Genomic DNA, 11,238 nt, shown 5'->3' with positions numbered 1-11,238 from the left:
GTTGACTTTAGTATCAACAGCCTTCAATTGTGAAACATTGACAGCATCAGTATCGTTAGCACCGGCGGCTAGACCTGTTAGACGTCTACTGCCAATATTTACTTCAGCTGTGGCAGTGGGTAGTGCAACAGAAATAGCGTTGCCATTTGCATCTAATGGCTGATAAGCAGCTGTAGATAATGTAGTACCATTTGCTAAGCTACCTTGTCCTATTGAAACAGAGTTAGCAGCAGAGGCGGTGCCACCGAGTGCAATGGCATTCTCAGCAGAGGCGGCACCATCAAGTGCCATTGCATTTTCAGCAGTGGCTTGACCGCCAAGTGCAATGGCATTCTCAGCAGTAGCTTGTCCGCGGATAGCGACGGCAAACCGTCCTTCCGCTCTGGCTGCATCTCCTAAAGCGGTGGCCGCAGTACCAATTGCTGATGAGTTGAAGCCTATCGCTGTTGTTCGACTACCTGTAGTTGCCGCATTTGAGCCTATAGCTGTTGCACGATTTCCACTCGTTGAGTTTGAATTATCACCGATAGCAATATTACCATTTCCTAATGCGCTCGAGTCTGCGCCTAATGCAACAGCACCAATATTATCTGCACCGCCACCTGTCGCAATGGAGTTTATCCCTATAGCAACGTCTCCAACTTGATTAGCTGTACTATTATCACCCACAGCAACCGTACTAAAACCAGCAGCATTTGCATCTCTACCGACTGCAGTTGCTCCCTCTAAAACAGATTGGGTATCTTTACCAATAGCAATAGTACTCTCACCTAAGGCTTTTGCACCACCACCGAAAGCAATCGCATTATCACCAGTGGCTTCAGTAGCATCTGAAGCATTATAGCCATAACCACCAAAGCCCAAAGGATCATTAGCTATATCTGTAGCACCAATAGCAATACTACGATAGCCCTCAGCCAGAGACGAATGACCGATGGCCGTAGAGGCATCTCCAGTAGCAGAAGAAACCACACCACTAGCTTGTGAAAATTGACCAGTTGCTGCTGATTGTAGTCCTGTAGCAATAGCGCCATCAGCGGTAGCGACAGCAGCCACACCTAAAGCGACAGTGGATCCACCCGTAGCTCGTGCTTGACTACCATAAGCCGTTGATAAACTCCCAGTAGCGGCTGCATTACTACCGACTGCAGTTGATGAACTTGTAGCTGGAGCTAAATTTGGATCTGGTGCATCAGCGGAGTATATAACCCCACCAAGGTTAATATTACCGTTAGCTGCCGCACCATTATTGGGGTTACCTGCATCCAGTAAGCTAAAATCTCCGCCAGTCGCTTCTGACGAACAACCAATAGCAATTGCGAGATTACTGGAGGCGTCAGTTGAATTGACACAAGAATTATTGGAAATCCCTATACCTGGCGAAAGAGGTGTAACCACTGAGACTGCCATAGCTTGTGGTGACATCGTCATACTAGCTACTGCTAGCCCGACCGATAGTGTACTTAGCCGCCATAAATTGGCACCTGAGGTGGCAACGCTACTATTACCTGTTGGACTGGAGACTGACGTTACAGCTGAATTTGAATGTTTGCCTCGGCTTTTTGCATACTCTGCGACAGCCGTGAAGCACCCTAATGATCTATTCCAGATAACTTTATAATTACGGTTCATAATAAATATTCCTTTATTAATTTAGTGAACTGCTATAAAAACGGAAAATATAAACACCTGCTGTGTATATAAACATTAGTTCGTAAAAATAATATTTCTTGTTTTCATCCTAGAAACAATTAAGTAGGTTATTAACAAATTAAATACTTTCATATATTAATATATAATAAATAAAAAAATAATCAACTAGTAAAGACACTATATATTCATATTATTTAATAAATAAGTAAAAACTTATAAAACTATCCAAACACCGAATGTAATTAATAATCACTAACATTAAATGTTTTAAATAACATATACTTAAAAATAATTTTCTAAATACGAATATTTATATTAAATTAATTGAATTTATGCTATATTAGTATTTCAGTACAGGAGAAAACCAATGGTTTATAGATTGTAGCAACTTGGAAAAATATTTTTTATCAGATATTTTTTTGATATTTTTACAAAAAAGCAACATTCGCATATATTTGTTGCTTGAAATATTGCGAACTAAAGTTTGCTAAAACGTGCTGGGCTGACTACTGATTGAGACGCAACTAAAAATTGATCGAACAGCCATATGTAGATAACGTACTATCACGGTAAGAGATTGATGGAATATAACTATTAGATTGCAAATCAAAACAAAGCGACTTACTCAACGCGCATAAAAAAACGCAGAACACTATTTGGTGTTCTGCGTTTTTTTAAATTTAATCGTATTTAAATAATATCGGCTCTAAACTGTAAGTAAGTCATGGTAACAGCTGTAGCATCTTCTATCTGTGGGTAGTGACCTAACATAGCTAGATTGGTCACGTCAGCATTGGGTATCAATTGCCGATAACGATCAATCATATGCTGACCTGAGATAGGGTCTTTGGCACCTGCGATCAATTTCACCGGTACAGTACTATTGATAATCGCATTTACCCATCGCTCGCGATACTGCTGGCGTTGAGGTATATAATTAATCAACTTATGCATCACACCCAACCCATCATTATGATTTAACAGTTGCCATAATGTATCTATTACCTCTGACGTAGGCGGCGTGTCGGGTCCAAAAACCCGCTGTAAACTGCTTGCAAATTTCTGTCTATTAATCAGCTTTGATACCAGGGGACCTAATGGCGATAGCAGTAACTTCTGCACCAAAATAGGTTTGTGCGTTTCAGGGAACAGACCACCATTTAAGAAGCATACGCTAGCAATGTGTCGCTTAACATTCCCTTCGACTTGTCTTGCCAGCAGCTCCTGAGCCACCGTATCACCATAGTCATGCGCCAAAATATGATAATCACTGACGCCCAGCTTTCGTAGAACAGCTTGATAAATATCGGCCTGCTCACTGATTAGATAGCGCGCATTTTTGGGTTTATCTGATAATCCAAACCCCAACATATCGAGGGTAATGACATAATAACGCTCGGTGAGCGCATCCCACATGCCCTCCCAGTCCCAACTGGCACTAGGATAACCATGAATCAATAGCAGTACAGGCGCACTGTTATCTCCTGCATACCGAGTGAAAATTTGGTGCCCATGAATAAATTCAAATTGCCCCTGCCGTTGCCACTCATCAAGAGATATCATTAGGGACTTACTCCTCAAATGATGGGTCAGTGCGGCGCAGTTTTCTCAACAATGCAGGCCATGCGATATCACCATTTGCACCTCGCGTCACTTGCTCTGATGCAGCTTGGATACTGGCCAATATTTGTGCTGGTATCCGCGTCAATACACCGCCCCCACTCTGCGCTTTGATCTGAATTTCGCAGGCTCTTTGCATGATATACATGTACAAGAACGCATTGGCAACCGTATCGGCACAAGTGAGCAGACCATGATTACGCAGAATCATAAAATGAGCATCGCCTAAATCATCAACTAAGCGGACCTTTTCTTCAGGGTTTAATGCGACGCCTTCATAGTCATGGTATGCCAAGTTAGATAATGGAAATAATGATTGTTGCGAGATGGGTAGTAAGCCTTTTTCTTGAGCAGATACAGCAACCCCATCGTTAGTATGCAAATGAATGACGCAGTGCGCATCGTCACGAGCTTCGTGCACGGCACTATGAATGATAAATCCAGCTGGATTGACATCAAACTCTGATGGCGCTACTTTTTCGCCCGCTTTATTGACCTTGACCAGACTAGAGGCGGTAATCTCTTCGAATAGCATACCGTATGGATTGATTAAGAATTCGTCCTCAGTCCCTGGTACGCGCGCAGAGATATGAGTAAATACCAGATCGTCCCAGCCATAAGAGGCAATCATTCGATAGCAAGCGGCAAGATTTACGCGCATTTGCCACTCTTGTTCGCTCATATTATGGTGTACACTCGATGTTGAATCCGTCGATGTCGCGGTTTGCATAGTTTTTTGCATGTTGTATTCCTTTACTATTTTAGATATCCCGAGCTATCACTCTACACCATTTTTTAAACTCAAATCTGTCAAAGATATTACACTTATGAATATCAATCATTATTTAAATAACGACCCATGGTTTAGTCAATTACCAGCCATTGTGCAGCCGCTACTGGCAGACAATGCTGTGCTCAAGGTATATCAGAAAGGTCAGATGATTCATGCCATCGGTGACAACGATGATGCAGCGCTACACTTTGTCGTGTCGGGTACGATTAGAGTCTGTAATGTGAGCGCTAGTGGCCATGCTATGACGCTGGCGCATCTATCTAGTGGCGAGTGGTTCGGTGAGATATCTATCATAGATGACAACCCTCGCACCCATGATGCGTGGACGACTAACAAAGTAACGCTAATCTCAATTCCTAGACATCTAGTCATTCAGACGGCGCAGTTGCATCCGATTTTATACAAGCACCTCGCGCTTATTACCTGTGAGCGAATCCGCCGAGCATTTGATTGGATTGACGATGCTACCTCACTCAATACCTCAGCACGACTGGCTAGCATGTTAATTGGACTGATTGACACTTATGGTAAGCAAATGGGAAGTAATATCAAGATAGATTTACGCTTGTCACAAGAGGAGCTGGGTTTTATGCTCGGCACTACTAGACAAACCATTAATAAAATCATTCAATTGTGGCAAAAGCAAAATTTTATCGATATGCACTATGGTTTTATCACCATAAAAAACAAGCCACAGTTAATGGCGATGATGAATTCTGCCTAGCCGGAAGATGTGGCTGATGTTGCACCTATTATTAAACCTACACGGGTTACGATAACAATTAGTGGCTCGCTAAATTTAAACGCAGTATAAAAGGTGCAGGCTATTATTCACCGCTAGCCAATAAAAGCAAGATGAAATCGAAGTATGTATCATTAGTATCTTAATTAATAAGCTGGCCGCTCTATAAAATATAGAAACTTTAAGCCTAGCTCTAAATCCGCTTAGGCGGTACCGAATACGTGCCAACCACATGAGCCACCACATCATCAGACCCTTCCGAATAAAGAGATACCTCGCCTACTATCAACGTACGTCCTACTTTCAATAAAGTACATTCAGCGATAATACGAGCATCCGCTGATGGCTTACGTAAAAAATTAATGGTCAAGCTTGTTGTCACTGTCAGTGGGACGATGCCTATCTTTCCAAGTATCGCAACATAAATAGCGACATCAGCAACAGCCATCATGACAGGGCCAGATACTGTGCCACCAGGGCGCAGCTCATCGATACCAATAGCATGCGATAAGGTCGCACCACTTTCACTGATTGCCTCAATGACACATTTGGTCTGGGGAAACTCCAACGCCATAAAGGCACTGATCTCTTCTTTGGTTGCAGACATAACTCTTCCTTGAATTTAACGATCCATGTTGATTGTAACCAATTAACAAAATAGAAAATACTAACAGGGGCGTAGCCACTTTAATAACTCTATAATTTAGTGCTATCGCCTATACACATTTATTAAACCTCTGCTTTTACGCTTGCTATTTTTACGCCGCCCCACGTCACCAGTGCCACGCCAACAGCTATCAACGTAGCGCCTAAGAACAAACCTTCTGGAGGACGCTCTCCTTGCAAAAAAATAGCGACGGGCACGCCCACAAGGGCTCCTACCGCACCTAACAAGCTCAGCAACACAGGCCCGCCTGTCTTTTGCAACAGGAATAATAGTAAAAACTGTCCGGCAAATACGCCTGCTTGTATAACTATCAAGCTTAGCGGCAACCAACCCTCTAAAGGTACAGCAATAGAGAACTCTGACATCATACTGAATAAACCTAGCAGCAGCGCTGCCGCCATTAACATACCTGGAGCAAGTGCACTAGAAGATGCATTATCCGGCCAGCGTAACGTCCGATATATATTGCCAATAGCGAGTAGTACTGGACCACAAAGCGCAATTAAAATCCAAAATATACTAGAATCTGGTGCAGAGAATTTATGTACAGCCAATACCCCTGCTCCAATAAGTGCCGCGATGACCCCAAGCGCACGGACAGTATAAAATTTCTCTATACGCAGTATCAGCGCGCCCAGATAAGTTAGCAGTGGCGGTAATGACAGAATTAAAGCGACAAAGCCTGCACCCACATGAGGAATAGCAGAAAACAACAGCAAGTTGGCAGCCGCGACACTAACAAGCGCCGCGACAAAATAATACTCTACGCTACGCGCACTAAAAGGAGGAAGCTCTTTTCGGATAAGCGCTATCAACAGTAAAATAACAGCAGCGCCAGTAATCGACCAAAACAAAAATCCTAATGGGGTGAGACCTACATCGATAGCGTACTTTGCCACATTGGTCGAGATACCAGTAAGTGCACCGCCTGCCAGTAGACAAACAAAAGGCACCAGCCAAGTGGTCTTGTGAGTTCTTGTTTGTTTGAGCGAGTCATTCATCGACTATCCTATTGGATGATGAACTTTCTGAGTCATATTGGATGGCCTTTATAATAGCTTGTAACAGCCAACACCCTAATAGCTACTGGTGCAAAATGTTGGCAGGTAAGCTTTGTACAGCGACGGTTGCTGCATCAACGGCCCCAGCGACATAGCCAGGGAACTGCGCTGACCACTCACTGCCACAACCTGTTAGACAGTCTTGCCACACACCCGTCGTTGGTTTGGATAATGGTGCTACTGCATGCTGACCGTTACCACTGGCATCAGCAGGCGTCGCTGTCAATGGGTCCTGTGCCCAGTCTTTGAGATACTCAGCTTTTGGGTTACTTGCCTGCTCACCAAATAGTCGCACCAACTGCGCACGGCAATGTTCTTTTAGCACCGTATCAGAGACGCTCTGTCGTACTTGAGCAGGAATCCCAAAGAAACCAAACAATGCCCCATCGCCCTCTAGTGTGGAGGCATCATGTATCTCAGTGAGCGGCCCTATCGCACTGCGCGCGGCACCCGAGAGACCAGCATCTCGCCAAAATGGTGATTCGTAAACAGCGACATATTTGGCATGGGGTGCCATCCAAGTAGCTGTCTTACGCCACTGTTCACTTAGATCTTGTGGTAGCGCTGGCTGAAATGCTATCTGACTTTCTACCAATCGAGGCGGTAACGCAAGTAGCACATGCTGTGCTCTGAACGTCGTCACATGCCCAGCGCTATCTTGACTCTGTACCTCAATATGTTGAGACGTCTTGTTCAATTGCTGCACAGTCTGATTAGTCATGACACAACTAGCATCTAAGCGAGTATATAGTGCATCAGTCAACGCATTCATACCACCGACTAGCCGCACAGAAGGTGGTGCGCTTTTGTAACCTTGCATACGCACAGGTGGCTGACCGGCAGCGCGCTCAACCATCATATCGCCGTCTTCGAACTGCGCAAATCGCGATAAATTCAACGATTCAATAAGCGTACTCAACTGCGTTTGATAATCAGGCCAAAACCAAGATGGCCCCAAATCGAACGCGGCACTTGATTCTGCTTGGTCGACATCAGTACTGTCATTAGTAGCATGCGCATCTGAAAATTTAGCAACTGCAATGCGACCACCTAAGGTATTACGCGCCTCTAGCAGTCTATACGCTATGCCTTTTTGCTCTAATAAAAAGGCAGCATATAACCCACTTAACCCACCACCAACGATTATCACAGGTATGTCTTGCATATCGGATTACCCAACTTATAGAGGATTGACTATAGTCAAAACTACTCAGCTAACAACTTAGTAAGCATCTCATCAATCTCAACCTTAAACTCTTTGTCTTCTATTTTATTGGCTGAGATTTTGGCATTTTGCAGACTTTGGATAGCGGCTTCTTTTTCGCCCGTCTCAAGCTGTAGCACCGCCATCGAAAAAGCAATCGATGACAGATGGTCTTTTGAATTTATCTCAGTGGCTTTTACTAGTGCTTTGTCATAAATTACCAATGCTGCGTCTAAGTCTTCCGTGAAATCAGCAAGCGTCTCCCATTGTTCTGGGTGGTCTTTGTCCGTATCTTCATTGTCAGTACAAATGGCTTTTAATTCAGCATATAGCGAATCAAATTTTTCTTGATTGCCTCTGCGATCCGCTTCTAATAACTCTTCAGCTAAGGTGTAAATGGCTTTATATATTTTGGTATTGATCATTGTTTACAACCTTTTATAGACTATATCTTGTGTGGTTAAGAGTATAACGTAATTCTAGCGACTCAGATGACCTCTTAGAAGAAGGCACGATACTTATAATAGATTAGTTATATAGTGATTAGAGTCATAAATCGCGCCAATGAAGCCACAGTCGTGTATCCAGCTCCAATTGATGATATTCAGGCTCCATATGACAGCACAATTGATAAAAAGCCTTGTTATGTTCGTGCTCTTTAAAATGAGCAAGCTCGTGTACCACTATCATGCGCAAAAATTCTGGCGGTGCGTCTTTAAATAAGCTGGCAACCGTGATGCTATTGTGCGATTTGAGCTTACTTCCCTGTACGCGCGATTGCGTCGTATGAATACCCAGTGCATGCTTCAACACTTTCAATTTACTGCTATAGCTGACATTTGAGAGCTGACCAATCTTACGCATGTATTGGTTCTTTATCTCATTTATATATTGATAGAGCGCTTTGTCACTTTGGATTTGATGCTGATTCGGGTACTTTTTTCCCAGATACTCGCCCAACCTTCCGTCACTAACAAGCTGAGCAGCTTGAGTTTGAATCTGCTCTGAATAATGGGAAATGTACTTTAATTTGGTCACAAATTTATCCTTTGCTAATACGTTGCAGCGTATCAGTCGATCAATTTAATTTTTAAAGATTTTACCTTATATTTGCGGTGCTTGTTTCCTACTTGTTTGGAATATACCCTCAATTCAAACGATAGTTGTTTATAAGTAGTTATCCATAAAAAGAAACCCCATAAGCTGCATTCAACTTATGGGGACATTTTTGCTGATAGCTTTACTTAAAAATCTGACTAACGCTCTAAATGTAGATACTGCAAGTGACGTTCATACTGATTCAAGATATCAACCAATACTTGCTCTTTTGAGTAGCCAACCAAGTCATACTCTTGTGAGCCTTCACTTAAGAACACTTCCGCACGATAATAGTACTCTGCGTGCTTAGTTGATGTGCTTAAGGTAAAGTTTGGACGCTCAGCTTTGATGAGATTGACCTCATAAATGAAGTCGTCTTCGTCACCATGACCAACACGCAGTTTCAAACCATCCACCTGACCACTGTCTTGATCCATGACTGCATCGATACCTTCACCAATACTAGCAAGATTTTTGGTATCTAAAGAGGTTTTAAGCCCCCCTGCTTTGAACTCTTTTTCGACTTCAGACATCGCTGGCATCACAACACTATGCAAGAATTTTTCAACCTGTGCATGTCCTGGGAAGCTCACAATACGTTGTAAGCGTGCTTTCCAGCTCTTACCACTATCTAGTACATTAGCCGTACCAATGGTGCTGGCTTTGCGCTTGTTGCCTTCTTCCTTTAACGACTTCCACATAGACATCATATAGAGCACAAGAATAATGGAGAATGGCAAGCCTGCAATGACAGAGACCGACTGCAATGAGGCAAAACCACCTGCAAACAACAATCCTAACGTAATAAGACCAGTCGCTGCCGCCCAAAACAGACGTAGCCAAACAGGAGCATCAGTATCATTGGTCATACCTCTTGAGCTCAAGTTCGCTAATACTAACGCGCCTGAGTCAGCAGACGTCACAAAGAATATCAAACCAATGATCACACCTGCAAAAGATAGCACTTCACTGTAAGGGAAGTACTCAAACAGTGCAAACATACCCATTGCAGCATCGTTGACCGCAATCTCACCTAGCTCCGTTGCACCATTGGCAACCAAGTCTATCGCTGAATTGCCAAAGATAGAGAACCATGCAAAAATAAAACCAAGTGGAATAAACATCACGCCAAATACAAACTCACGTAAAGTACGACCACGGCTAATACGTGCAATAAATAGACCTACAAATGGCGCCCAAGCAACCCACCATGCCCAGAAAAATATCGTCCACCAAGATTTCCACTCGGCACCAGCAGCACCGTCATAAGCATAAACGTCAAAGGTTTTATAAATGATGGTCTGGAAATATTGACCAATATTTTGAGTAAAGGTATTTAATAGATATACCGTATTACCCATTACCAATATAGCAAGCAATAGCAAAATTGACGACAGCATGTTGAACTCAGATAGACGACGGACGCCTTTTTCAACACCTGTCATCGCAGAAATAGCAGCTGCGGCAACAACCCCGACAATGATGAGCGCTTGAACCATTTTACTAGATTCGATACCAAATACATGGGTCAAACCTGCATTGGCTTGTAGCACTCCAATACCCAAACTGGTCGCAATACCCATCAACGTACAGACGACACCAAAGGTATCAATACCATCACCTAGCCAGCCTTTGATTAAACGTTCACCAAATATCGGCGTCAACGGCGAGCGTAGCGCGAGTGGCATATTTTTACGATAAGCAAAGTAAGCCAAAGCCATACCGATTAGTGCATAAATACCCCAGCCGTGCAAACCCCAGTGTAAAAAAGTCTGAGCAAGCGCTTCACGCATCGCTTCAGCACTAGCAGGCTCTAGACCAGTATGCGGGGTCAAATAATGCATCAAAGGTTCAGAGGCACCAAAGAACAACAGGTCGATACCGATACCCGCTGAAAACAACATGGCCGCCCACGCTAAAAACGGAAATTGCGCTTTTTCGTGGTCTTGACCAAGCTTGATATCGCCATACTTAGAAAAACCAACAAACAACGCAAAAATGCTATAAGCAGCAACCACCAGCATGTAGTACCAACCAAACTTATCTGACACCCACGCCATGCTCGCGCTCAGTAAAGTCTCACTATAATCTGGAAAAGCAATGGTCCAGATTATCAATAAAATAGAAATAATAGCAGAGCCCAAAAACACCGTTTTGTTCAGGCTCAAAGGTTTCGTCACATCTTGTGATGGCGAACTGTACATAAAAGACCTCAATAGGTAAATTAAACAGGGTCCGATATTGCTTTGTCCGGCATCGTCTGATGGTAGACTGATGACCTATAACCGTATGACGTGGAACCAACCGCATGACGGACAAAGCAGTACCAATAAATAAAAAGCTAATAAAATTATAAACAACTTCAACCTGAGCGGTATTCATCATTCTAATACGCTAACG

General features: G+C 43.3%; 10 protein-coding genes. 1 reads left to right on the top strand and 9 read right to left on the bottom strand.

The window, feature by feature from the left end; translation table 11 throughout:
• The 3 genes from ACT3QN_RS05350 to ACT3QN_RS05340 all read right to left on the bottom strand — a co-directional run.
• Window positions 1-1,632, bottom strand: a 1,632-nt coding sequence (locus ACT3QN_RS05350) for an ESPR-type extended signal peptide-containing protein (RefSeq protein ID WP_444523939.1), incomplete at its 3' end; no start/stop codon positions are given.
• 711 nt (window positions 1,633-2,343) lie between these two features.
• Window positions 2,344-3,216: an alpha/beta fold hydrolase gene (locus tag ACT3QN_RS05345; protein WP_444523938.1), complete on the bottom strand. Its 873-nt coding sequence runs from the start codon at window positions 3,214-3,216 to the stop codon at window positions 2,344-2,346.
• A gap of 7 nt (window positions 3,217-3,223) precedes the next feature.
• The gene (locus tag ACT3QN_RS05340) at window positions 3,224-4,015 is read right to left on the bottom strand and encodes a class II aldolase/adducin family protein (protein WP_444523937.1); all 792 of its coding nucleotides are present in this window, start codon (window positions 4,013-4,015) and stop codon (window positions 3,224-3,226) included.
• An 85-nt stretch (window positions 4,016-4,100) separates the two neighbouring features.
• On the opposite strand from ACT3QN_RS05340, the gene ACT3QN_RS05335 reads away from it, so the two are divergent.
• Window positions 4,101-4,790, top strand: a complete 690-nt coding sequence (locus tag ACT3QN_RS05335; protein ID WP_444523936.1) for a Crp/Fnr family transcriptional regulator — start codon at window positions 4,101-4,103, stop codon at window positions 4,788-4,790.
• Window positions 4,791-5,001: 211 nt separating this feature from the next.
• Here ACT3QN_RS05335 and ACT3QN_RS05330 read toward each other — a convergent pair whose 3' ends face one another.
• From ACT3QN_RS05330 to betT, 6 genes are all read right to left on the bottom strand, one after another.
• The gene (locus ACT3QN_RS05330) at window positions 5,002-5,415 is read right to left on the bottom strand and encodes a PaaI family thioesterase (protein WP_444523935.1); all 414 of its coding nucleotides are present in this window, start codon (window positions 5,413-5,415) and stop codon (window positions 5,002-5,004) included.
• Between the two features lie 122 nt (window positions 5,416-5,537).
• On the bottom strand, window positions 5,538-6,476 hold the full coding sequence (locus tag ACT3QN_RS05325) for a DMT family transporter (protein WP_444523934.1): 939 nt from the start codon (window positions 6,474-6,476) through the stop codon (window positions 5,538-5,540).
• Window positions 6,477-6,558: 82 nt separating this feature from the next.
• Window positions 6,559-7,701: a flavin monoamine oxidase family protein gene (locus ACT3QN_RS05320; RefSeq protein WP_444523933.1), complete on the bottom strand. Its 1,143-nt coding sequence runs from the start codon at window positions 7,699-7,701 to the stop codon at window positions 6,559-6,561.
• Window positions 7,702-7,742: 41 nt separating this feature from the next.
• Window positions 7,743-8,165: a tetratricopeptide repeat protein gene (locus tag ACT3QN_RS05315; protein ID WP_444523932.1), complete on the bottom strand. Its 423-nt coding sequence runs from the start codon at window positions 8,163-8,165 to the stop codon at window positions 7,743-7,745.
• Between the two features lie 124 nt (window positions 8,166-8,289).
• Window positions 8,290-8,778: a M48 metallopeptidase family protein gene (locus ACT3QN_RS05310; RefSeq protein WP_444523931.1), complete on the bottom strand. Its 489-nt coding sequence runs from the start codon at window positions 8,776-8,778 to the stop codon at window positions 8,290-8,292.
• Between the two features lie 218 nt (window positions 8,779-8,996).
• On the bottom strand, window positions 8,997-11,042 hold the full coding sequence (gene betT / locus ACT3QN_RS05305; RefSeq protein WP_444520549.1) for a choline BCCT transporter BetT: 2,046 nt from the start codon (window positions 11,040-11,042) through the stop codon (window positions 8,997-8,999).
• Window positions 11,043-11,238 lie beyond the last annotated feature (196 nt).

Origin of the sequence: Psychrobacter sp. AOP7-C1-14 (genome assembly GCF_052376135.1) — a bacterium.
In the GTDB taxonomy this organism is placed as follows: Bacteria; Pseudomonadota; Gammaproteobacteria; order Pseudomonadales; family Moraxellaceae; genus Psychrobacter.
The sequence above is the reverse complement of the archived record's forward strand: the minus strand, read 5'-3'. Positions and strand labels throughout refer to the sequence as shown.

Bases quoted from the DNA above. Each gene is read 5' to 3' on its own strand.
- ACT3QN_RS05345 (WP_444523938.1), bottom strand. From the start codon at position 3,216: ATGATATCTCTTGATGAGTGGCAACGGCAGGGGCAATTTGAATTTATT.
- ACT3QN_RS05340 (WP_444523937.1), bottom strand. From the start codon at position 4,015: ATGCAAAAAACTATGCAAACCGCGACATCGACGGATTCAACATCGAGT.
- ACT3QN_RS05335 (WP_444523936.1), top strand. From the start codon at position 4,101: ATGAATATCAATCATTATTTAAATAACGACCCATGGTTTAGTCAATTA.
- ACT3QN_RS05330 (WP_444523935.1), bottom strand. From the start codon at position 5,415: ATGTCTGCAACCAAAGAAGAGATCAGTGCCTTTATGGCGTTGGAGTTT.
- ACT3QN_RS05325 (WP_444523934.1), bottom strand. From the start codon at position 6,476: ATGAATGACTCGCTCAAACAAACAAGAACTCACAAGACCACTTGGCTG.
- ACT3QN_RS05320 (WP_444523933.1), bottom strand. From the start codon at position 7,701: ATGCAAGACATACCTGTGATAATCGTTGGTGGTGGGTTAAGTGGGTTA.
- ACT3QN_RS05315 (WP_444523932.1), bottom strand. From the start codon at position 8,165: ATGATCAATACCAAAATATATAAAGCCATTTACACCTTAGCTGAAGAG.
- betT (WP_444520549.1), bottom strand. From the start codon at position 11,042: ATGTACAGTTCGCCATCACAAGATGTGACGAAACCTTTGAGCCTGAAC.